Raw genomic sequence first — 23,228 nt, forward strand, 5'->3', positions numbered from 1 at the left:
GCGACCTTGCAATGGGTCGACTGGTACAACAACCGCCGACTGATGGAACCGCTCGGCCACATCCCGCCGGCTGAAGCTGAAGCAAACTACTATTCACCACCACCGAGCCTCGCCATCGCGGCGTGACTCACACCAACGAGCCTCCGCGAAAGCCGGGGCGGTTCAATGCTTGATTTTCCAACGCCTGCGTGCCCGCAGATTCCGATCGAGAAGTCCTTTATCGCTATCCACGGCTCATCGGTTGACACTCGCAGATCGAACTCCTTCTTTGACGGATAGTTGAGCTTGGCATGAGCTCTTCCTGCATCAAGAATCTGTCGAATTAGCGCTCTGCTCTGCTCGTCGCAGAGGAATATTTTCTTGGCAGTAGCAGTGAATAGCTCGGCAGTTTCGTGAAGAGACAACCCTTCAGAGTCGATCGGTACGGCTCGCTGCTCCACGGTGGCATCGAGCACCGCATCGTCTGGCACATCCCGCCACGCGTGGGCCCACGGCGTCGCACTCATGACTGCTGCGACTTCGTGTGTGATCGGATGGCCGAGATTTCGTTGCCCGCGGACTTTTGCCCCGATGGCTTTCGGCCATCTTTAATCCGCCCTCCATTGAGTGGCTCTCGAGTCTGCTTCACCGCCTTCCGGTTGCCTCCGACAAGAGCTGCAACGGCGTTTACACGCTGCTCCGACCGAAGAATCGCGCGATTTTCCTTGGCTTCAGCAAGATCTTCCTCTGTTTGAGCGTAGTCTTCGCGCGGCAGTCGCAATCGACGGACACGCTCGACTTCTATCAACTCCCCGTTGACCTCGACATGCAGGAACCCAATCGCACAGCTCAAAGCGTATGCACGCAGTTCGACTTCTTGACTACTGCCGAGGCTGTTTAGCACACCCGATTCCCGCAACGCCTGGGATGTGTATGGACTGTCATGGTGCAGAACCCCATCCCGGCAGAGCTTGACCTTTATGGGCTCCCAGAACATCCGGATCGCCTCTTTGTGACTCATATCTGAATCACCGGCGTTTCTCCCCTTGCGTCGATTGAACTCCCAAAGGCCATTGGGGGTTGCCGGAAGTTCCAATTGCCGCATTTCAGCCAGCATGGAGTCCGACAAGCGATCACTGATGCTTCTCCCATCGTTATCAGCAACCGTACGGAGTAGCTCCCTCTTGATTACCCCGGCGACGGTCAGGTTCGATTTGATGTGGACATTATCGATAGAAGCGTCCGGCGTTCGGGGATTGCTGGCCTCGACAAGCGCCTTGCTCAGCGGCTCCCTCGACGGCGCGATCGTCTGCAACGGGAACAGACTGTCAAACTCGTCGATGATGATGTTCCAAGCAGCTGGGCCGCGATCTGACGTTGAGAACGCAGCCATCCCGCCCGAGACCCACGTTTCCAGGCATCCCTCGTCCAGTCCATAGATCTTCTCGATGTAGTGACGAGGAGCCAGCATCGAGTAGAACGCGGCCCGGTAGGCCTCCTTGCGCTCGCCTCCGACCGAAAATCCCACACCGACCCTGCAACTTGTGGCGGCACAAATGATGCGCACAACGACAACTTTGGTGGTCTCCCTATCCGACACGAACGAGCGAAGCACGTCAACGATGACGTAGCCGTCGGATTCGATTGCCTCAAGGTTGCAGCAGAACTGCTCGGTAAAGTTTCCCTGATTGAATCGCCGCGTCGGCCTTATCCGCTTTTGCTTGCCAAACAAAGCGGCATACTCTTCGGCGCTCAGCCCCTCTTCGACGGCGCGATAGGCCTGCCCCGGTGAAGGGAACGGGTCACTTCGGGTGCTGAATATGCGACTTCCAGATGCAGCCTGAATCTGAATGCATTTGAACTCCCTTCTCAGGAGTTCCGTATGAAAGTCTACGAACGTGCGAAAGTATCCTTTGTTTTTCCGAGCGAATGAGAGAATTCGCCTTCTCATGTCGCGGTTCAACGGAAAGTTGAAGCAGTAGTTCCTCGCCAACGACGGGCGACCAAATTTCTTTCCCTTCTCCTCGCGATCCCACTTTCCATTGCCGAACCAGCGGGGCATCAGTGCCCACTTGTCCTTTCCGTGGAGAACATACGAGAAGAACTGGGATTCAAAGCGGTATGGGTGTACTCCAGCGTCTATTGCGTATGAATGCAGGGCACGCCCAGGATTATCGGCTGAGAGTATCGCCGTCTCATCGTTCAGCGCGGCCCCCATGCTTTCGATCTTTGCCATGACTCGAAGCTCGTGCTCCTGCGACTTTGTGTCGCGGCGCAAAGCTTCCTTCTCCGCAAAGTTCGTTGCCTCGCACGATTCCATCCATGGCGGTCGACAGAGCTGCCGCTCACAACAACGAAGTACTTCGACACCTGGATATATCAGGACTTCGAACTCTTGTCTTTCGATGCGCGTCGTGGCTACTCTCTGATACTCACCGTCACGGTAGAAAAACAGCAGTACCGCATACTGGCGGTTCCACGGACCGAGGTAGTAGTAACGTGTATCCGGGATCAGAAATTTGTATGCCTGATCAACGCATAGCTGGGTTCCGAGCTTGATGTCCATCAGCGGCGGAACCAATGGGCGTAATCAACCAGGACGTCTTTTTGTTCTGGTATCAGGGGACGATCGGGCAGGAGAGCTTGATACAAATCAGCCCGAATTCTTCTCGTCCAGATTCCATGCCAAACAATGGAGCATCCAGATCCGGTGTGAAGACCAAGCTTCCGATCAATCTCGACGCCAATGTTGATAGGGCTACGCTCACGCCGCGGGCCGTCCTCTGCAAGCTTTAGACCTACGGAGATCTGCTCCGCGCTGTAGCGCCGAGCTTTCCAGTTTTGCCCATGAAGAAAGCGCAGATTGTTGAACAGATCCTTGGGAATCAGACTACCTGCTACCTGTTCGGTTCGGATGCCCGCCGCTTCGTACGCGAGTCGTTCTATCTTGTGGCGCGCGATCACGCGCTCCTTCTGTTCGGCGGGCGTCTTGGCACCGAGCAGGTTAAAGGGCCTCTGGAAATTCTCCATCTTGTCCTTAACCGCAAGGTTGACCGCATAGGCTCCTGCATCGTCACGCAGAAAAAGTAGTAGATCCCCCACGTAAGGAAAGGGCACTCGAACTCGACCGTCGCACTTCTTATCGAAGACCCGGACTGTCGGATGCAGATGCTCCAATCCCATTTCCTTGGCAATATTCCAAGTGCCCCGCATCGCCGGCCAATGCTCGCCGCCCGCCAGCGGATGGCCATGCAGGAAATGCTCGCGATCATTCCAAAAGAGCATCTGCTGTTCGCGGATGTACCAGACCGCGGAGTTGTAGAGCGCGATGATCGCCACTCGGACTTCATTCCGAGACAGGAGATGAACCTCTCGTCCCATGCCTTCCGATTTCAAGCGCGACGCCGTGCTAACACCAGGCGCCTCCTTAGGCGTCGCTCGTATCGACGGCTCGTAGTTGGTCCCCCAATGCACTACGAACTGGCGCCCCACTATGCGGCGGTATGTCTCTTCGTTCACGCGCATTGCCATGCAGCCCCTTCCGGCACTCGCCGGACTGAAATATCTATCGGACGCACGTCCACTTGACGTCCGATGCGGGGGACCACACACTGGAGATGCCTAAGTCGTCCTGTGTGAGTAACCTCCGCACGAACGCCGTGACTCGCCAGCCCTCGGGCTGGCGTTTTGCGTTATAGCGGCTGAAATGTCGCTGTCTAGTCGCTCACGTTGGCTTCCCCTTTTTTTGAATTTCCGTTCGCGGCTGCGTTGCTGCGCGACGACGCTTGCTCTTCGTGCACCTGCGCTTCAATCCATCTCTGCACGTCTTCGCTACGCCATCGACGCAGCCTGCCGATGCGCACGCATGCCGGCCCCATTCCTGTCGCCATCAGACGCTCAAGCCAGCTTCGGGAAACGCCAAGGAGATGCATCACCTCTTCGGCGCGTAGCAGCGGTTCCATTCGTAGCTCTGAGTCCACAGTTGCAGCAGATCGTGCCTCAGCGTCTCCAGGAATGCACGAAGCGAGAAATTCAGCGTAGACAGAAAATTTCTGCAGAACCTTGTTTGCCAGTACAGAATTTCGAGGCCTATTTTTCTAGTGCTATCGGGCGAACAATGACTTACGTGATCGCCTGATTCCCCCGACGCCTAATTGGATTTACTGCGACATCATCAATATTTTCTGGAAACCAATGTTTTGACGTCATTTCGCGGTCGCTTCCGGAGAGTTACTCCAGATTTTTTGCGCAAACCGGTGCTGATAAAGTTGGTGACGGAGAGGATCACAGCAAACGCGGCTTTCAAGCACACGCATGCTTCCATCGGCGACTCACCTGAAGGCGTGGCACGACGGCGAAACGTTGTACAGCTTGTGTGCCCGCCACCATCACATCGCGGGCAACGCGATCGCGGCGACCACTTCACGCCAACTCTTCGGGACACCGCGCGCCGCCGCACACGATTTTCCGCTTCACCTCAACGAGTTTGTCGCGCGACTCGGGCCAACGTTCGGCACTCCCGAGGAGATCGCCTTGCGACGCACGATCCTTCCGTTCTACTTTCACCTTCGGCCGCTGCAGGCACGCCTAGATGCTTTGGCGGCTTTGAGTTTCGGCGGTTGCGGGCCACTCAAAGCCAGTCTGGGCTCGCTGGCGAGCCGATTCGGCGCTGCGCACCCGCTAAAAACTTGTCTGCAATGTCGCGCGATCGATGGCGACTCTGCCGAGAGCTGGATATGGCGACTCGAACATCAGTGGCCCGGTGTATGGACCTGCTTTCGCTGCGGCTCCGCCCTGCATTGGACAACGGAGCGAGTACACGGCGGCAATCGATTTGCGTGGCTTCTGCCCGCCGACTGTCAATTTCGCGAAGGGCTCTCCAGCGACACCGCTGAGCATGATCTCCGCGCCCTGCGCTCTTTCACCCAAAGCGTTCTGGCGTACGCCTCAACTGAACTCGACACGGAGTTCGATCTTGCGCGTATCCACGCCACTTACCGCAAGCGACTCGACGACATGGGACTGCGCACGCCGTCAGGTCGAGTTGACGTTGCGGGATTCACGGCCCACATGATCAAGACGACGGCGTCGCTTGCAAAGACTCATGAACTTGCAACGCTGCCAACGACGGAGGAACAAGTGGAGGCGCAGTTCCTTCGCTTCATTCGCGGCACGGTCCGACCTGCGCATCCGCTGCGGCATCTGGCATTGATCCATACTCTCTTTGGCGGCTGGGATGCCTGGCGGTCGGCGTACGCGTCGGCATCTGTCCCCGATACGCGAGATCTTGAGCGGGAACAGCTTCACTCCTCGGCCGATCCTCGGCGAGCAAAGTTCCTGCTGCTCCTCTCTGAGGGTAATTCTGTGAGTAGCACCTCCCGCATGATTGGCATTGCCGCAGCGACGGGAATCGCTTGGGCCACGGCAGCAGGAATCGCGACACCTCGCCGCCCGAGTCTCCTGAAACCGGAGCGCAGGGCCGCTGCAATTGCTCTCTTGCTCGCTGGAGGCAGCAAAGCTGCGGCAGCGAAGGCCGCAGGTGTTTCACTCCCGACCATCAATATGTTGCTCAAGTCGGAAATCGACCTTCGCCGGGCATGGCACAGCGCCATGTTAGACCGGACGCAGCGTGAGTACCGCCTTGCATGGACCACCACGGCGAGTCGATTACGGAATCCATCGCGAAAGCAACTTCGCGCACTACAACCCGCCGTGTTCATGTGGCTTTATCGCAATGACAGAGCCTGGCTGGAGACATTCAGCAGCGCGCTTACCCTTGAGACGCCCACGACAAGCAGTCGGGTGGACTGGGACCGACGTGATCAGGATTTCGCTCACGCAGTGCAAGTAGCTCGCGACGCGCTTTCGAAAGAGCGCTCAGGGAAGGCCATTCGAGTCGCAGATCTATGTGATCGCGTACCAGGTCTGAAGGCCCGGCTCAGCCAACTTGATCAGCTCCCCCTGACTCGAGATGCACTGGGACGTCGACGACACGCTTCCAGCGCATCAAACCGCTGAGGTAGCGCCGGTTTCTGTAGCGCGAGAGGCAATTGTTTGAGCTGTGTGCTTTGATTGCACTCGATTCGTCCACGGATCTCCGTCCGCGAAGCAGGCCCACAGGGCCGCATGAAGTATCGATGATCGCGAATTTGCCGGGTTATAGGCGAGGCCATCGATCAGTGGCACAAAGTCGCCACTTTGCTTTCCACGCATGAGAGCAAGGTTTTCGGTTACCCAGCGCTTGCCCGCCTTAGCCCGGAGCAGATCGCTGACGAGAGGCCTTGATTGAGAGGCCTTTGTCGAGAGCCCAGCCGCCTCCAAGACTTCAATCAACCGGTGATTGGCCTCAACCGTTGCCAGCGGCTCATCGGTGTTCAACATGGCCATGCTGATGTTGATGTATCGGCGCATCCATTGCGGGTCTGCCACATCAGCTTCGATGTCCGGCACTAGGCCAATCTGTCCACGCGTGATCCAGTCATCCGGTCTAGCGCTAAAGGGCAAGCATTCTCGGATGGCATGCAGGCGGATGCCATGTAGCGGACAACGGCTAGTTCCCTTCACGTGATGCCGGCGCCAATAGGACGACAGCTTTCCCTCCGCGCGATCAAGCTCAAGGCATTCGACACAGATCCGCACGTCGTCAACGGGTCGGCGGAATCCGAGATGGAACGCCGAGGACAGCCAATCGTTAATCGATGCTGAGGTTCGCATTTCGATAGAAGGAACCGCAGCCGTTAGCGGCAACATCGTGTGTTGCCGCACGTACTCATCAATGGATTTTCCGCCGATCACCGCGAGCAGATGAGTGGTTGGATACTTGCAACCGATGCCCTTCTCAATACCGAGTTGGCTGCGCAGGGCCCGAATCTGCTCTTGCAGGCTTTCGTACCCTTCGATGTGCTGATGCCGATAGGCATGCGCTTCAGCCAACTCATCTTCCAACGGGCGCACGATCAGCATTTCAATCGCTCCATCTCATGGCTGTAACATCCGCTTCGGCAAGTCCACTGCTACCGCAGGCCGCGTTCGCTCTAAAGCCGCGACGACTTCGCGCGCGTGCGCCAAGGCCTCAACCACGGAACTTGATTCCAACGCTGAGCCGGCCAGCTGGCGCCCAACCTCGCGAAGGCAGTAGGTAATTACAGAGGGCGGGGCCCCGAGCCGTTCGCTCTCGTAACGGGACAGGCAGGACCGATCGACCCCCAGCAGTCGAGCGAACTCAGCCTGGCTCCGCGCCCCACGGGCAGTTCGGATCAATTCGGCTTGAGATGCGGGCAGGCTCGCCATAGTGCTTTTATAGCACTATGTGCGTTATACGAACACCATAAGGCAACTGTGCTCTATGAGCACACGGCCGGAGACCAACCGCTCCGAGACCAAGATCGCAGCAAAATCAAAGCGATTCGCGGTACCCTTCATTTAGGGGAGTCGCGTTTTCCGGTTGGCGTCGTCTTATCGCTATCTATCAATGAGTCAGCGGGCAGTCGGCGCCTGTGCACGCGGCCTAGCTGGCGTTGGGCCACACATATAAAGGACCTCGGGGGCGATGGACACGGGCGGCCTAAGCGAAGACGACATCAGCGTGAAATTCATCACGCCCGCCCTTCATAAGGCCGGCTGGGATGAGGACACACAAATCCGTCGCCAGGTGGGATTCACCAAAGGCCGGATCATCGTTCGCGGCAAGCTGGTCGCGCGTGGCAAACCTAAGCGGGCCGACTTCGTCCTCTACTACCAGCACATCGCCATTGCGCTGATCGAGGCCAAGAAGGCCAACGTCGGCGAAGCAGCCGGCATGCAGCAGGCGCTCGACTATGCCAGCACGCTCGACGTGCCCTTTGTTTTCTCCAGCAACGGCAAAGGTTTCGTCTTCCATGACAAGACCGGCCAGAGCGCGATGCTAGAAACCAACCTCGGTCTCGATGAGTTCCCGAGCCCCGCGCAGCTCTGGGCCAAGTATCAGCAGTGGAAGGGCTTGACGCCGGCGCAGGAGAAGATCGTCCTGCAGCCGTACTTCGACGACGGCAGCGGCAAGGAGCCGCGCTACTACCAGCGCAACGCCATCAATGCCACGGTCGAGGCCATTGCCCGCGGACAGGACCGTGTGCTGCTGGTCATGGCCACCGGTACCGGCAAGACCTACACCGCCTTCCAGATCATCTGGCGCCTGTGGAAATCGGACTGGCGTAGCGGCAAGCAGAAGCGCGTCCTTTTCCTGGCCGATCGCAACGTGCTCGTTGACCAGACCATGGTCAACGACTTCCGCCCCTTCGGGCAGACCATGGCAAAGCTTTCGACCGGCTCCAACACCATCGAGCGCGACGACGGAACCAAGATTGAGCTTGAAACCGCCGTCGACTCGAAGCGACGCATAGACACCTCCTACGAGATCTACCTCGGTCTCTACCAGGCCCTCACGGGGCCGGAAGACCGGCAGAAGCTGTTCAAGGAGTTTTCGGCGGACTTCTTCGATCTGATCGTTATCGACGAGTGCCATCGCGGCAGCGCGGCGGAGGACTCTGCGTGGCGCGAGATCCTTGAGTACTTCAACTCGGCAACCCAGATCGGCCTGACCGCCACGCCGAAGGAAACGGAGTACGCCTCCAACATTCATTACTTCGGCGCGCCGGTTTACACCTACTCGCTCAAGCAAGGAATCAGTGACGGCTTTCTCGCGCCCTACAAGGTCATCAAGGTCCATCTCGACATCGACGTCGAAGGCTACCGCCCACAGAAGGGCGAGACCGACAAGCATGGCCAGCTGATCGACGACCGCATCTACAACATCAAGGACTTCGATCGGAACATCGTCGTCGATAGCCGAACTCAGCGTGTTGCCAAATGGGTATCGGATTACCTGAAACAGACCGGTGATCGAATGCAGAAGACCATCGTCTTCTGCGTCGACACTGAGCATGCAGCGCAAATGCGCCAAGCTCTGGTTGTCGAGAACCAGGATCTTGTGCTCAAGAACGAGCGGTATGTCATGCGCATCACTGGCGACGATCCCGCCGGCACGGCTCAGCTCGGAAATTTCATCGACCCGGAAACGGCGTATCCCGTCATCGTCACCACTTCGCGCCTGCTATCGACGGGCGTCGACGCTCAGACCTGCCGACTGATCGTGCTGGACCGCGAGGTCGGCTCGATGACGGAGTTCAAGCAGATCGTCGGCCGCGGCACTCGCGTCCATGAGGACACGCAGAAGTACTACTTCACCCTGGTCGACTTCCGGAAGGCCAGCAACCACTTCGCCGATCCGGCGTTCGACGGCGAGCCCGTACAGATCTACGAACCTACCGAGGACGATCCCGTCATACCGCCGGAGCAGTCGCCAGAGGATCAGGTGGATGCGCCGGAAACAACCGGCGATGGTGAGGACGCTGAGATCATCTACGATCCCACGCCACCGCTGCCTCCTGTCGGCACAGGTGAGCGCACCAAGTACTACGTCCACGGCAAGCCCGTAAAGGTTGCTACCGAGCGCGTCGAGTATCTCGACGCCGATGGCAAGCTCGTCACCGAATCGCTCAAGGACTATTCGCGCAAGGCTATCCGCAAGCAGTACGCGAGCCTCGATCAGTTCCTGCGTCGCTGGAACACCGCCGACAAGAAAGACGCCGTGATCGACGAACTGGCAGCAGAAGGTCTGCTGCTTGACCCGCTGATGGAAGAAATCGGCAAGGAGCTCGATCCCTTCGACCTCATCTGCCACATCGCCTTCGACCAGCCGCCGCTGACGCGACGAGAGCGCGCCAACAACGTGAAGAAGCGGGACTTCTTTACCAAGTACGGCCCGCAGGCCAGGGCGGTGCTGGAGGCCCTGCTGGCGAAGTATCAGGACGAGGGCCTGGTCACTGGCCTCGACAACGTCCGCGTGCTCCAGGTGCCGCCGTTCTCCGAGATGGGCACCGTCACCCAGCTCATCAAGCCCTTCGGCAGCAAGGCCGGCTTCGAAGAAGCCGTTCACCAACTACAAGACGCCCTCTACCAGGAAAGCGCCTAAACAATGTCTGTCCGCAACACCGTCAAATCCATCCAAGACATCATGCGTCAGGACGCCGGCGTCGATGGTGATGCCCAGCGCCTCTCGCAGCTCTGCTGGATGTTCTTCCTCAAGATCATCGACGACCAGGACCAGGAACTCGAACTCACCCGCGACGATTTTCGCTCGCCGATCCCCAAGCGCCTCAAGTGGCGCGAATGGGCCGCCAATCCGGAAGGACTGACCTGCGACGCCTTACTGGAATTCATCAACGGCGACCTATTCCCAACGTTGAAGGAGCTGCGTGCCAGCGGCGGCAGTGCCAACCGCGCGCGCGTGGTCCGCGGCGTCTTCGAGGACGCCTACAACTACATGAAGTCCGGCCAGTTGATGCGGCAGGTGGTAAACAAGATCAATGCCGTGGACTTCAACGACCTCGCCGAGCGCAAGCACTTCGGCGAGATCTACGAGCAGTTGCTCAATGATCTCCAGAGCGCCGGCAATGCCGGCGAGTACTACACGCCGCGCGCCGTCACCGCCTTCATGGCTGAGCGCATCGATCCGAAGCCGGGCGAGATCCTTTTTGATCCGAGTTGCGGAACCGGCGGCTTCCTAACCTGCGCCATCCGTCACATGCGCGACCGCTATGTAAAGAAGCCGAAGGACGAGGCGAAGCTGCAGGCCGGCCTGCGTGCGGTGGAGAAGAAGCAGCTGCCGCACATGCTCTGCGTCACCAACATGTTGCTGCACGGCATCGAGGACCCCAGCTTCGTTGCCCATGACAACACGCTGGCGCGCCCCTACATCAGCTGGGAACAGAAGGACCGCGTCGACATCATCCTCGCCAACCCGCCCTTCGGCGGCAAGGAAGAGGACGGCATCGAGGCCAACTTCCCGCAGCACTTCCGCACCAAGGAAACCGCGGACCTGTTCCTGGCCCTGTTCATCCGTCTGCTCAAGAACGGCGGCCGCGCCGCCATCGTGCTACCGGACGGTTCGCTGTTCGGCGAAGGCGTGAAGACCCGACTCAAGGAACACCTACTGGAAGAGTGCAACCTGCATACGGTCGTGCGCCTGCCCAATTCCGTGTTCAAACCCTACGCCAGCATCGGCACCAACCTACTGTTCTTCGAGAAGGGCACGCCGACCAAAGAAATCTGGTACTACGAGCATCGTGTGCCCGAAGGCCAGAAGGCATACTCGATGACCAAGCCAATTAAGGTCGAGCACCTGCAAGGCTGCGTCGACTGGTGGGGCGGCGCCGAGCGCAAGGATCGACAGGACACGCCGCAAGCCTGGCGTGTCAGCATCGAGGACATCAAGGCGCGCGGCTATAGCCTCGACATCAAGAATCCGCATGCGGTCGCGGATGATCATGGTGATCCGGAGACGCTACTTGCGGAGCTGGGCGCGGCGGAGGCAGATACGGCAAAGCTGCGCGATCAGCTCAAGGCCATTCTGACCGAGGCGCTGCTGCGATGAATGCGGAGCAACTACTGGCGCACTACGATCGTGTGGCGGAAGCGCCGGATGCCGTCGAACGCTTACGGCGATTCGTCCTCGCCTTGGCCGTGCGCGGAAAACTTCTAGCGCAAAAACCTTCGGACAACACAGCTGCCGAACTTCTGCGACTGATCGCGTCAGAGAAACAAAAGCTGGTGCTATCTGGAGAGCTACGGAAGCCTCGTGAGTTAGGAGACGACGAATCTGTCGTGGCACCATTTTCGATTCCGTCCACATGGCAGTGGACACGACTAGATTCGATTGGCGCAATCGTTGGTGGCGGCACTCCATCCGCATCGGACCTAGAGAACTTTACGGAACCAGGAACCGGCGTTCCTTGGCTTACTCCGGCAGATCTAGGAGGGCATGAAGACCTCTTCATCTCCCGCGGCTCGCGCGACTTGTCCGCGAAGGGCTTGAAGTCTTCGTCGGCGACATTAATGCCTGCGGGGAGCGTCCTGTTTACGAGCAGAGCGCCCATTGGATACGTCGCAATCGCCGCCAACCCCATCTCGACCAATCAAGGCTTCAAATCAATAGTTCCATACGTTGCCGGCTGCTCACGCTTCATTGCGATGGCGATGACGGCTTTTGCCCCAGAAATAGACGCCAAGGCACCTGGGACAACCTTCAAAGAGGTGTCGGGAAAGCTGGTTGCAGCAGTCCCATTTCCCCTCCCGCCCCTCGCCGAACAACAGCGCATCGTCGCCAAGGTCGATGAACTGATGGCGCTGTGCGACCGGCTGGAAGCGGCGCGGGCGCAGCGCGAGGCGACGCGCGACCGGCTGACGGCGGCGACCCTCGCCCGCCTCAATGCCCCCGAGCCCACCCCATCGCCGGATAGCGATGCGCCCAAGGCATCCTCCTTCCAGTCCGACGCCCGCTTCGCGCTCAGCATCCTGCCGGCCATCACCACTCGCCCGGATCAAGTCAAGCAACTCCAGCAGACCATACTGAATCTCGCAGTTCGCGGCTCGCTGTTGCCGCAGTCGACCGACGATCAACCCGCTGCGTCGTTACTGAAAGACATTGCCGGAGCTCGAGAAGCCCTTGTTGCCCGCAAGGAACTTAAACGATCGAAGCAGCTGCCGAATGTTGGCCCAGAAGAGATAGGGCACGAAGTTCCGCAGGGCTGGATTCTTTGTCGACTCGGAGATGCATACGACGTTCGCGACGGAACTCATGACACGCCCAAGTATGTCGATTCAGGTGTTCCGCTAGTCACTAGCAAGAATTTGTACTCCGGATTTCTCTCTCTCTCCGATGTAAAGCTGATCAGCGAACAGGATCACGCGAAGATTTCAGAGCGATCCCGAGTGGACAAGGATGACGTCCTCTTCGCCATGATCGGTAGCATCGGGAATCCGGTAATAGTTGACACCGATCAGCCCTTCAGCATTAAGAACGTCGCTTTGTTCAAGTACTTCGATCGTGCCCACAGTTGCCCGGCCTTCTTGAAGATATTCCTAAGTAACGCAAGCCATAAGATGAAAATCCTGGCGACTGGCGGATTGCAGCCTTTCGTCTCGCTAGGATTTCTGCGCGCGTATCCTATGGCACTGCCACCGCTTGCAGAGCAACACCGCATCGTTGCCAAAGTCGACGAACTGCTGTCCCTCTGTGATCAGCTCGAAGCCAGCCTGACTCGCGGAGAGAACACCCGCAGCCGCTTGCTCAATGCGCTGCTGCACGAAGCCCTCGTGCCGACTGACGCCGCACTGGAAGCCGCCTGATGCCGATCCGCAACGCCATCTGGAAGGTCGGCCTCTCTCCGCAGCTGCTAAGCGAAGCCCAACTTCCGAGCGAGAAGGCGCTGGAGGACATGATCGTCGCCGCGCCGAGCATGCTCTCGGACGAGTGGATGCTGATCGGCCGGCAGGAGAAGACCGCCTCCGGCGGGATCATCGACCTGCTGGCGATCGCACCTGACGGCACGCTGGTACTGATCGAGCTCAAACGCGACCGCACGCCGCGCGAGGTCGTGGCGCAGGCGCTGGACTATGCCTGCTGGGTGGAGAAGCTGGACAGCAAGGACATCGCGGCGATCTATGCGCGCTTCAAGCCGAACGCGAGCCTGGGGGCTGACTTCCAGGCCCGCTTCGGCCAACCGCTGGACGAGACCACGCTCAACGAAAGCCACCAGATCGTGGTCGTCGCCGCCTCTCTGGACGCCAGCACCGAACGCATCGTCGCCTACCTCAATGAACGCGACATCCCCATCAACGTGCTGTTCTTCCAGGTCTTCGCCAGCGGCGCGGAGCAACTACTCAGCCGCACATGGATAATTGACCCCGGCGAGACGCAGGTGAACGTGGCGGTGGCCGCGAAGGGTGACAAGGAACCCTGGAATGGAGAGTTCTACGCCAGCTTCGGCCACGACGATGGACGAGACTGGGAAGAGGCTCGCAAGTACGGCTTCATTTGTGGCGGTGGCGGGAGCTGGTACAGCAATACGCTCAGCTTGCTTGCCATCGGTGACCGCGTATGGGTCAAAGCCCCGGGATACGGGTTCGTCGGCGTTGGCGAAGTCATTGCCCCCCGTGTATCCCTCAGAGATTTCACTCTCGATGACAAGCCGGCGATCGATGTGCTGAAGGGCGGCACATACCACCGCCAGTTCATCAACGACCCTGATCGTTGTGAATACTTCGTACCGATGAAGTGGCTCAAGACCGTCCCACTGAATCAAGCATTCAACGAGATCGGCCTGTTCGGCAACCAGAATACCGTCTGCAAGCCACGCACGCCGAAATGGCGGACAACAGTCGATCGGCTGCGTCAGGCGTTCGGCATCGGAGCGTCGAATGCCTGACTCCGTATTGCTTCATTCGACACAGATGCGAGGGTCCTGAGCCATGGCCCGCCGAAAGCGAAAGTCGGATTTCGAGCATGCCGTGGAAGGTCTGGCGCGCCCACCTTGGCAACTCTGCGTGGCGCTGGCTCCGGTCGCATACCTTGGGTTTCATCAGCTGGCGCAGCTCCAGCCTCCGGTCGCGCACAACGTCGGGGAGATGGGCAGCTCCATCGGCGTGATGATCTTCAGGACTGCGGGCATGTTCCTACAGTACCTGGCCCCTCTCACGCTTCTGATTGCGGCGATGGTGTCCGGGCTCGCCAAGCGCAAACGAACCAGACTGCTTGCAGAGGCCGAGGCCAGAACCGACGCGGCACCGCTGCGCCAATTGAGCTGGCGAGGGTTCGAGCAGCTGGTTGGCGCTCATTTCGAACAGCGTGGCTACACGGTGAGTTTCACCTCGGACGGAGCCGACGGAGGCATCGACGTGATCGCACGAGAGGGTTCCGAGACGTTCCTCGTCCAATGCAAGCAGTGGCGCGCAACACGGATTGGCGTGAGCGTGGTCCGCGAACTGTTCGGGGTGATGGCGGCGCAAGGAGCGACCGGCGCCTTCGTGGTTTCGATGGGTCCGTTCACCTCTGATGCGCATGACTTTGCTGAAGGGCGAAATATCGAATTGGTTGATGCGAACGCCCTGCTGCGTTCGTCGGCGTCGCCCGCTTCTAAGAGTCCAGCCGCTCGACCAACGCCGGTCTCGTCGACGCCGGTGTGTCCGAAGTGCGGGGCCGGCATGGTCCGGCGGATTACCAAGCAGGGCGTCAACAGGGGTCGCGCGTTCTACGGCTGCAACACCTACCCCCGATGCCGCGGCACCTTACCGGCGGACTGAGCCATGGGTATCAACCTGGTCGTTGCTGTCACCGACTCCGACTGGTTCGAAACCTTGCGGCGTCGGCCGGACCTAGCGGAGGTCAATTTCTGGGCGCCTTCGGGGACGGGGTTCAAGGCGCTGGAGCCCGGCGAGCTGTTCCTGTTCAAGCTGCATTCGCCCCGCAACTTCATCGTGGGTGGTGGAGTGTTTGCCCATGCCAACCAGTTGCCGTGCTCGCTGGCGTGGCAGGCGTTCGGGGAGGCAAATGGGGCATCGAGCCTTCGCCAGATGCGGGAGCGCATCGCCAAGTACCGAAAGGCGGACCCGAACGACCGGGCAACTGACTTTCCGGTGGGCTGTCGAATTCTCACGCAGCCGTTCTTTCTGCCGGAGTCGGAATGGATCCCGGTGCCCGATAGCTGGGCCAGGAACATCGTCACGTTCAAGACCTACAGCACCGATGAAACCGACGGCGTGCGACTGTGGGAAGCCATGTCCCAGCGCCTGAGCCGATCCCTTCCTGCCGACATCTCCGAATCTGAGGTTCGCTATGGCGAACCACGGCTGATTGCGCCCCGCCTGGGGCAGGGCGCATTCCGAGTATTGGTCACGGACCTCTACGATCGCCGCTGCGCCGTCACCCATGAAAAGACGCTGCCCGCGCTGGAGGCTGCCCACATTCGGCCGTACGCCGATGGCGGTTCCCATCGAGCAACGAACGGCCTGTTGCTGCGACGTGACCTGCACAGCCTCTTTGACGGCGGCTACGTAACGGTGACGCCTGAATACCGTTTTGAGGTCAGCCGCCGCATCCGCGAAGAATTCAGCAACGGCAAGCACTACTACGCATTGCAGGGGCAGGCGATTGAATTACCCAGAACGATCGCTGATCGACCGGACCGCGACGCATTGCGGTGGCACAACGAGCAGTGCTTCAAGGGATAGTGCACGTGTCTCAAGATCCAGACACGCTGGACACTCTCATTCGCAAGGCAGCTTTCGCCCACGTGCGAAGGTTGAATGCGATCCAGGACCACCTGACTTCGATGGATCTTGCTAAGGGATTCGAGTTCGAAGGTGAGCGCATCCCCCTAGTCAATCCACAGCGAGGAATCTTCAAGCCTCGCCAGATGAAGCACCTTTTGTCGATCCGCACCGTGTTCCCTCGCCCTGGGGCGCGCGTCTGGTATGACGATCAGCGCACGGTTCATCGGCAGATATATGAAAGCGCCGAGTGGGTCGATTACGCGTTCATGGGTCGCGATCCTGAGGCGGCAGACAACCGTTGGCTTCGTGAAGCTTGGGAGCAATGTGTCCCAATCATCTATTTCATCGGGATCGCACCTCAACTCTTCACCGCCATCGTGCCGGCGTTCGTCGGCGGTTGGGATCCGAATGGGTTGCGCGCGATGATCGGGTTCGGTGATCCAGGCGTCGCGTCGCCTGGAGTTTCAGAGGACAGCGCCCCAGCACGGCGCTACGCACTGCGAGCCGTACAGCAGCGCCTACATCAGGCCTCGTTCCGTGAAGCGGTGATCAGCGCCTATGGCGGACGCTGCGCATTGTCCGGACTACCAGAACCACTACTGCTCGATGCTGCCCACATCATCGCCGACGGCGACGAAAAGATGGGCCAACCAGTCGTACCCAATGGCATCCCGCTTTCGAAGATTCACCATGCGGCGTTCGACTCGCACCTGATCGGCATCGATCCGGACTTCCGGCTCCACGTATCCGAAAGGCTGATGTGTCAGAACGATGGCCCGATGCTGGAGGCGCTGAAGCGTCTGCAGGGCGGCGCGCTTCATTTGCCACCCCGAGAGCGCGATCGCCCAGATCGCGATCGCCTGGCGTTGCGTTTTGAACAATTTGAACTGGCCAACTGACGTGCCCGACTTTTCCCGCTACGTTGGCATTGATTATTCCGGCGCCAAGACTCCGACAGAAAGCCTCAAGGGCCTTCGGGTTTATCTCGCCACGCCGAGCGATCCACCGCGAGAGGTTGGCCCACCGCCAAGTCCGAGGCGCTACTGGACACGCCGCGGGGTAGCGGACTGGTTGGTGGAGATCTTGTCCGACAATGTGCCCACGTTGGTGGGCATTGATCACGGCTTCTCGTTCCCGATCCGCTATTTCGAAAAGCACGCCATCCAACCGGACTGGCAGGTGTTCCTGGAAGACTTTAGGCGCCATTGGCCAACCGATGGTGAGCACGTCTATGTCGACTTCGTCCGCGACGGCTCGGTTGGCAACGGCGCCGCTCGCAGTGGGCTAACTCGCTGGAGACGGCTGACGGAAATTCGTGCTCGATCGGCCAAGTCCGTCTTCCACTTCGATGTGCAAGGTTCCGTCGCAAAATCCACGCATTCGGGGATCCCGTGGCTGCTCCATATCCGACGGGCACATCGCGATCGCGTTCATTTCTGGCCCTTCGATGGTTGGTCGCCACCATGCGGTCGATCTGTCATTGCCGAGGTGTATCCCTCGCTTTGGCGACTTCGGCACCTACTTACCGATGCGACCGGCGATCAGCAAGACGCCTTCGCAGTGTCGGCGTGGATGCGCGAGCAAGACAGCAGAGGCGATCTACATCGGCACTGGCAGCCGCAGCTCACCGATTACGACAAGGCCATTGCGCAGGTTGAGGGCTGGATACTCGGTGTCGAATGATCGCAACCTCAAATCAGCAGTAAGGAAGAATCGCACTAACTTGCTGCCAAGCGGGCGTACATAGTGCATCTGCAGATCTCCTTTCGGCCTTCTGCTACAAGGGCTTGCCCCCCCGAATAGACACTTGCTACTGGCCACTCCAGGCTGAATCGGCATCAGGCACTTTGAGCCATAGTCTGCTTTTCACGTGCGCCGACTTGATGCTAGGCAAGGCCGGCGGCCGCGGCTTGGAAATGGGAGTTCGACGTCCATTCCACCCTTGCAACAATCGCACTCAACGACTTACCCCAACTTCTTCCTTGCTGACCCTTCCGTTCGCCGATCCGAGAGTCCCGGGCATTCGTTACGGGTTTTACTAATACGATCACAACCGCCTAAAGCGCCGCAGCCGCTCACTCCACCGTCACGCTCTTGGCGAGGTTACGCGGCTGGTCGACGTCGGTGCCGCGCAGCACAGCGACGTGATACGCGAGCAGCTGCAGCGGCACGGTGTAGACCAGCGGTGACTGGATCGCTTCGATGTGCTCGGGCATCAGCATCACTTCGACGCCGTCTTCGGCCTTGAAGCCGGTGTTGGGGTCGGCGAAGACGAACAGCTGGCCGCCGCGGGCGCGCACTTCCTGCAGGTTGCTCTTGAGCTTTTCGAGCAGCGCGTTGTTCGGCGCGACCGCGATTACCGGCATGTCCGCATCGACGAGTGCGAGCGGGCCGTGCTTGAGTTCGCCGGCCGGATAGGCCTCGGCGTGGATGTACGAGATCTCCTTGAGCTTGAGCGCGCCTTCGAGCGCGACCGGATAGGTCGGTCCGCGGCCGAGGAACAGCGCATGGCGCTTGTCGGCGAAGTGCTTGGCCCACTCCTTGATCTGCGGCTCGAGCTTGAGCGTGTGCTCGACGATCTCGGGCACGTGCGCGATCTGCTTGACGAACGCCGCTTCGGTCATCGCGTCCATGCCGTTGTGGCGCGCGAGCACGATGCCGAGCAGCGACAGCGCCGCGAGCTGCGTGGTGAAGGCCTTGGTCGAGGCGACGCCGATCTCGGGGCCCGCGCGCGTCATCAGCGTGAGATCGGCTTCGCGCACGAGCGAGGATTCGGGCACGTTGCAGATCGCGCAGGTGGCGAGATAGCCGAGCTTGCGCGCCTCACGCAGCGCGGCGAGCGTGTCGGCGGTTTCGCCCGACTGCGAGATCGCGACGAACAAGGTGTCGGCCGGCACCACCGGGTTGCGATAGCGATATTCGCTCGCCACTTCGACCGTGCACGGCAGCTTGGCACCCTGCTCGACGTAATAGCGCGCGATCAGACCGGCGTGATAACTCGTGCCGCAGGCGACGATGTGCACGTTGCGCACGCGCGGCAGGATCGCCTGCGCCTTCGGGCCCATCGCGGCTTCGAGCACGCTCTTGCCGGTGATGCGCTCGGCCAGCGTGTCGGCGATCGCACGTGGCTGCTCGTAGATTTCCTTGAGCATGTAGTGCGCGAATTCGCCACGCTCGACGCTGTCGGCCGACAAGGTCGATTCGCGCAGCGCACGTTCGGCCGGCTTGCCGCTCGCATCGAAGATGCGGATGCCGGACTGGCGCACTTCGGCGACGTCGCCTTCTTCGAGGAACTGGAAGCGGCGCGTGACCGGCAGCAGCGCCTGCACGTCGGAGGCGACGTAGTTTTCGTTGTCGCCATGACCGACGACGACCGGGCAGCCCATGCGCGCCGCGACCACGCAATCGGGATCGCGCACGGCGACCGCCACAATCGCGTAAGCGCCGTGCAGGCGCTTCACCGCGGTCTGCACGGCGGCGAGCAGCGAGCCGCTCTGCTTCAGGCATTCGTTGACCAGATGCACGACGACTTCGGTGTCGGTCTCGCTCGTGAAGTGGTAGCCCTTGGCGCGCAGCTCGCTGCGCAGCTCGTCGTGGTTCTCGATGATGCCGTTGTGGACGAGTGCGACCTGGTCTTCGGAGAAGTGCGGATGCGCATTGCGTTCGGACGGCACGCCATGCGTGGCCCAGCGCGTGTGCGCGATGCCGCGAAAACCCGCGATCGGATGCTGCGCGATGCCGTCGGCGAGCTGCTGCACCTTGCCCTGCGCGCGACGGCGGTCGAGCTGACCGTTTTGCGTCAGCAGCGCGACGCCAGCGGAGTCGTAGCCGCGATATTCGAGGCGGCGCAGACCTTCGACGAGGATGGGCGTGACATCACGAGCGGCGACGACGCCGACGATTCCGCACATGGGCTTCCTGGGGAATTTGTTGGAGTGACAGTGTAGCGGCCCGGCCGGAACGGGGTTCGGCCCGATCGAAAGCGCCTGTCAGGCCTTCACGCTCGGACGCTCGGCGATGCGATCGCGATAAGCCTGCAGGTTCGCGAAACCCTCGTTGGCCGGCACGAACTTGAGCAGCCCGCGCACGAATTCGAGCGCGCAGAAGGCGGTGATGTCGGCCACCGTGAATCGATCGCCGGCGACGTAGGCCTGCTTGCCGAGCAGCGCCTCGTACCAGGCTGCGCTGTGGCGCAGCTTGTCGATCTGCGTGCGGCCGAAATCGGCCAGCTGCGGCTGCTCCACGCTCGCGAAGCCCGGATGCGAATGGCGCACCGCATTCATCGCATGCACGAGCAGGAAGAACTCGGCCTGGCGATCGGCCATTTCGATGAAGGCGCGCTCCTCGCCATCGCGGCCGAACAGGTTCGGCTCCGGATAGCGGCTTTCGAGATAGCTGCAGATCGCCCGGCTTTCGGACAGCCGGCGACCGTCGTCGAGTTCGAGCACGGGTAGCTGCGGCATCGGCGCGACCTCGCAGACCGGCGGGAGCGTGTGCTCGCGCTTGCCGAGATCGAGCAGCACCACGTCGAGATCGCGAATGCCCTTTTCGGCGAGGAACAGCTGCACGCGACGTGGATTGGGAGCGAGCTTGGCGGTGTAGAGCTTCATCGGTGATCTCCTCGGTCTTGCGGCGACGCCGCGACTTATTTCTTCTTCACGGGCCGCTTCCAGCCCGGCACGGTCTTCTGGCCGCGTGCGCGGCAGATCGTGAGCTGATCGGGCGGCGCGGTTTGCGTGATCGTCGAGCCCGCCGCGATGAAGGCGCGCTCGCCGACCGTCACCGGCGCGACGAGCTGCGTGTCGGTGCCGATGAAGGCGCCGTCGCCGATCACGGTCTCGTGCTTGTTGGCGCCGTCGTAATTGCAGGTGATGACGCCCGCGCTGATGTTGACGTCGGCGCCGACGCGCGCATCGCCGACGTAGGCCAGGTGCCCGGCCTTGGTCGCCCTGCCGAGCCGGCCCTTTTTTACTTCGACGAAGTTGCCGATGTGCACTTCGTCGTCGAAGTGGCTGTCCGGGCGCACGCGCGAAAACGGGCCGATGCGGCAGGCTTCGCCGGCGTCGAGACCTTCGAGCACGCAATGCGAGAGCACTTCGGTGTTCGCGCCGAGGCTCACGTTGCGCAGCACCGAGTAGGCGCCGATGCGCACGCCGTCGGCGAGGTTGACCTGGCCTTCGATGACGACGCCGACGTCGATGAACACGTCGCGCCCGGTCGACAGCGTGCCGCGCAGATCGAAGCGCGACGGATCGGCGAACTGCACGCCGGCGCGCATGAGCTGATCCGCCTGCTGCTTCTGGTAGAAGCGCTCGGCGCGCGCGAGCTGCTGGCGATCGTTGACACCTTCGACGGCCTGGGCATCGAGCGCCTCGACAGTGCGCACTTCGACGCCTTCGGCGACCGCGAGCGCGACGATGTCGGTGAGGTAGAACTCGCCCTTGGCGTTCTCGTTGCGCACCTGCGCGATCCAGCGCTTGAGGCTGCCGGCCGGAGCCGCGAGCAGGCCGGTGTTGATCTCGTCGATGGCCTTCTGCTGCGGCGAGGCGTCGTTCTCTTCGACGATGCCGAAAACGCGGCCGAAGCTGCGCAGGATACGGCCGTAGCCGGTCGGGTTCGCGAGCTTGACGGTGACTAGCGCGAGCCCGGTCTTCGCCGCGTCGACGAGGCCGGCCAGCGTCTGCGGCGGAATCAGCGGCACGTCGCCGTAGAGCACGACCACGAGCGCATCGTCGGCGATGCCCGGCAGCGCCTGGGCGACCGCGTGCGCGGTGCCGAGCTGCTCGGTCTGCTCGGCGATCGTCGGTGCCGCGCCCTCGCGCTCGCGCAGCCATTGCTGCACCACGTCCGCCCCGTGGCCGAGCACGAGATGGCACTGCGCCCCGCTGGCCTGCGCGAGCCTCAGCACGTGATCGAGCATCGGGCGCCCGCCGACGGTGTGCAGCACCTTGGGCAGCGCGCTGTTCATGCGGGTGCCGCGGCCGGCGGCGAGGATGATGGCGTGAAGGCTCATGAAGGCGTTCGATGGCGGCTCGGCTGTGCAGTTTAGGCGGTTCTGCCCGCGGAATCGCCCGCAGTTCGGGTAGGCCCGAGGGTCACCGTCGCTTGAATTTTATTTCGCTCACGAAATATATTGCGGCACCGACCTTCTGGAGGACGCCATGTCCGCGACATCCCCATCGATTTCGATTCCGGCTCCGATCCGGTTTGCAGCCCGCGACGGCTACCGGCTCGGCGGCAGCCTGTACTCGCCGCAGGGCCTGCGGCCCAGGCAGGCGGCCACGGCCGCCGTCGTGATTCATCCGGCCACCGCAGTGCCGCAGCGGCTCTACCAGCCGTTCGCCGAGTTCCTCGCGAGCTGCGGTTATGCGGTGCTGACCTACGACTATCGCGGCATCGGCAGCTCGGCTCCGGCATCGCTGCGCGGCTTTTCTGCGAGCATGCGCGACTGGATGGAGCTCGACGTCGCCGCCGCCACGCAGGTGCTGCGCGAGCGCTTTCCTGCCGCGAGCCTGCTGGCAGTCGGCCACAGCGTCGGCGGCCATGCGCTCGGCATCAGCGAGGCGACGCCGCAGCTGCGCGCGGCGCTGATCGTCGCAGCCCATGCGGGCTACACGGGCTTCATCGAACAGCGCGCGGAGCGTTGGCGCGTCGGCGCGATGATGCGGCACGTCGGGCCGTGGTGCTGTCGCCTGCTCGGCTACATGCCCGGCAGCAAGCTCGGCCTCGGCGAAGACCTGCCTGCCGGGGTCATGCGCCAATGGGCGGGCTGGACCCGGCTTCCGAACTATTTCTTCGACGACCCGCAGCTGCAGGCCGCCCAGCGCTTCGCGCAGAAGCGCCTGCCGCTGCTGGTGCTCGGATTCGACGACGATCCATGGGCCACACGCCGGGCCATCGGCGCGATGGTGCGGCACTACACGCACTGCCCGATCGAGCGCCGGCAGATCGCGCCGGCCGAGGTCGGGCTCGAAGCGATCGGGCACATGGGCTTCTTCCGCCGCGCCTCGGCGACGCAGCTCTGGCCGATGGCCGAAGCCTGGCTACGGACTCAGGTGAGCGAGCGCCACGCCGCCTGATCCTGGGACGAGGCGAACCCGCGC

At 61.1% G+C, this 23,228-nt stretch carries 17 protein-coding genes and 1 pseudogene; 11 read left to right on the forward strand and 7 right to left on the reverse strand.

All coding sequences use genetic code 11. From position 1 onward, the window contains the following. Nucleotides 1-126: pseudogene (locus AC3WUM_RS19270) on the forward strand (IS3 family transposase); the annotation flags it as partial. A 376-nt stretch (nucleotides 127-502) separates the two neighbouring features. On the opposite strand, the gene AC3WUM_RS19275 reads toward AC3WUM_RS19270, so the two are convergent. The 3 genes from AC3WUM_RS19275 to AC3WUM_RS19285 form a co-directional block, all read right to left on the reverse strand. Then, nucleotides 503-2,545, reverse strand: a complete 2,043-nt coding sequence (locus AC3WUM_RS19275; protein ID WP_492412279.1) for a hypothetical protein — start codon at nucleotides 2,543-2,545, stop codon at nucleotides 503-505. Further along, nucleotides 2,545-3,318: a TnsA endonuclease C-terminal domain-containing protein gene (locus AC3WUM_RS19280; RefSeq protein ID WP_492412280.1), complete on the reverse strand. Its 774-nt coding sequence runs from the start codon at nucleotides 3,316-3,318 to the stop codon at nucleotides 2,545-2,547. Before AC3WUM_RS19280 ends, AC3WUM_RS19275 begins: the two co-directional genes overlap by 1 nt. A gap of 377 nt (nucleotides 3,319-3,695) precedes the next feature. Continuing rightward, complete coding sequence (locus AC3WUM_RS19285; RefSeq protein ID WP_492412282.1) at nucleotides 3,696-3,941, reverse strand: helix-turn-helix transcriptional regulator; 246 nt, start codon at nucleotides 3,939-3,941, stop codon at nucleotides 3,696-3,698. 352 nt (nucleotides 3,942-4,293) lie between these two features. On the opposite strand from AC3WUM_RS19285, the gene AC3WUM_RS19290 reads away from it, so the two are divergent. Then, the gene (locus AC3WUM_RS19290; RefSeq protein WP_492412284.1) at nucleotides 4,294-5,997 is read left to right on the forward strand and encodes a TnsD family Tn7-like transposition protein; all 1,704 of its coding nucleotides are present in this window, start codon (nucleotides 4,294-4,296) and stop codon (nucleotides 5,995-5,997) included. Here the strand turns inward: AC3WUM_RS19290 and AC3WUM_RS19295 are convergent. After that, the gene (locus tag AC3WUM_RS19295; RefSeq protein WP_492412286.1) at nucleotides 5,986-6,942 is read right to left on the reverse strand and encodes a TniQ family protein; all 957 of its coding nucleotides are present in this window, start codon (nucleotides 6,940-6,942) and stop codon (nucleotides 5,986-5,988) included. The two genes, AC3WUM_RS19290 and AC3WUM_RS19295, sit on opposite strands and share 12 nt — an antisense overlap. Nucleotides 6,943-7,528: 586 nt before the next feature. On the opposite strand from AC3WUM_RS19295, the gene hsdR reads away from it, so the two are divergent. From hsdR to AC3WUM_RS19335, 8 genes are read left to right on the forward strand one after another with little or no spacing between them, the layout of a single operon-like run. After that, on the forward strand, nucleotides 7,529-9,988 hold the full coding sequence (hsdR, locus tag AC3WUM_RS19300; RefSeq protein WP_492412287.1) for an EcoAI/FtnUII family type I restriction enzme subunit R: 2,460 nt from the start codon (nucleotides 7,529-7,531) through the stop codon (nucleotides 9,986-9,988). Between the two features lie 3 nt (nucleotides 9,989-9,991). Further along, nucleotides 9,992-11,449 carry a type I restriction-modification system subunit M gene (locus AC3WUM_RS19305; protein WP_492412289.1) on the forward strand — a complete coding sequence of 486 codons (1,458 nt, stop codon included), beginning with the start codon at nucleotides 9,992-9,994 and terminating at the stop codon, nucleotides 11,447-11,449. Continuing rightward, nucleotides 11,446-13,203 (forward strand): restriction endonuclease subunit S, encoded by a 1,758-nt coding sequence (locus AC3WUM_RS19310; protein WP_492412291.1) that lies wholly within the window; start codon nucleotides 11,446-11,448, stop codon nucleotides 13,201-13,203. The genes AC3WUM_RS19305 and AC3WUM_RS19310 overlap by 4 nt, the downstream gene beginning before the upstream one ends. After that, nucleotides 13,203-14,282 carry an endonuclease NucS domain-containing protein gene (locus tag AC3WUM_RS19315; RefSeq protein ID WP_492412292.1) on the forward strand — a complete coding sequence of 360 codons (1,080 nt, stop codon included), beginning with the start codon at nucleotides 13,203-13,205 and terminating at the stop codon, nucleotides 14,280-14,282. The genes AC3WUM_RS19310 and AC3WUM_RS19315 overlap by 1 nt, the downstream gene beginning before the upstream one ends. A 43-nt stretch (nucleotides 14,283-14,325) precedes the next feature. After that, nucleotides 14,326-15,156 (forward strand): restriction endonuclease, encoded by an 831-nt coding sequence (locus AC3WUM_RS19320; protein ID WP_492412293.1) that lies wholly within the window; start codon nucleotides 14,326-14,328, stop codon nucleotides 15,154-15,156. Between the two features lie 3 nt (nucleotides 15,157-15,159). Then, entirely contained in the window at nucleotides 15,160-16,083 is a 924-nt protein-coding gene (locus AC3WUM_RS19325) for an HNH endonuclease (RefSeq protein ID WP_492412294.1), read from the forward strand. Nucleotides 16,084-16,088: 5 nt separating this feature from the next. Continuing rightward, nucleotides 16,089-17,024: an HNH endonuclease gene (locus AC3WUM_RS19330; RefSeq protein WP_492412295.1), complete on the forward strand. Its 936-nt coding sequence runs from the start codon at nucleotides 16,089-16,091 to the stop codon at nucleotides 17,022-17,024. Next, on the forward strand, nucleotides 16,999-17,808 hold the full coding sequence (locus AC3WUM_RS19335; protein WP_492412296.1) for a hypothetical protein: 810 nt from the start codon (nucleotides 16,999-17,001) through the stop codon (nucleotides 17,806-17,808). The genes AC3WUM_RS19330 and AC3WUM_RS19335 overlap by 26 nt, the downstream gene beginning before the upstream one ends. A gap of 392 nt (nucleotides 17,809-18,200) precedes the next feature. Here AC3WUM_RS19335 and glmS read toward each other — a convergent pair whose 3' ends face one another. From glmS to glmU, 3 genes are all read right to left on the reverse strand, one after another. Then, nucleotides 18,201-20,036 carry a glutamine--fructose-6-phosphate transaminase (isomerizing) gene (glmS, locus tag AC3WUM_RS19340; protein WP_492412297.1) on the reverse strand — a complete coding sequence of 612 codons (1,836 nt, stop codon included), beginning with the start codon at nucleotides 20,034-20,036 and terminating at the stop codon, nucleotides 18,201-18,203. A 78-nt stretch (nucleotides 20,037-20,114) separates the two neighbouring features. After that, nucleotides 20,115-20,735, reverse strand: a complete 621-nt coding sequence (locus tag AC3WUM_RS19345) for a glutathione S-transferase family protein (protein WP_492412298.1) — start codon at nucleotides 20,733-20,735, stop codon at nucleotides 20,115-20,117. 35 nt (nucleotides 20,736-20,770) lie between these two features. Further along, nucleotides 20,771-22,138 carry a bifunctional UDP-N-acetylglucosamine diphosphorylase/glucosamine-1-phosphate N-acetyltransferase GlmU gene (glmU, locus tag AC3WUM_RS19350; protein ID WP_492412300.1) on the reverse strand — a complete coding sequence of 456 codons (1,368 nt, stop codon included), beginning with the start codon at nucleotides 22,136-22,138 and terminating at the stop codon, nucleotides 20,771-20,773. 148 nt (nucleotides 22,139-22,286) lie between these two features. On the opposite strand from glmU, the gene AC3WUM_RS19355 reads away from it, so the two are divergent. Further along, nucleotides 22,287-23,204, forward strand: a complete 918-nt coding sequence (locus AC3WUM_RS19355; RefSeq protein ID WP_492412301.1) for an alpha/beta hydrolase family protein — start codon at nucleotides 22,287-22,289, stop codon at nucleotides 23,202-23,204. Nucleotides 23,205-23,228 lie beyond the last annotated feature (24 nt).

This window comes from Hydrocarboniphaga sp. FW305-C-57 (assembly GCF_058783045.1).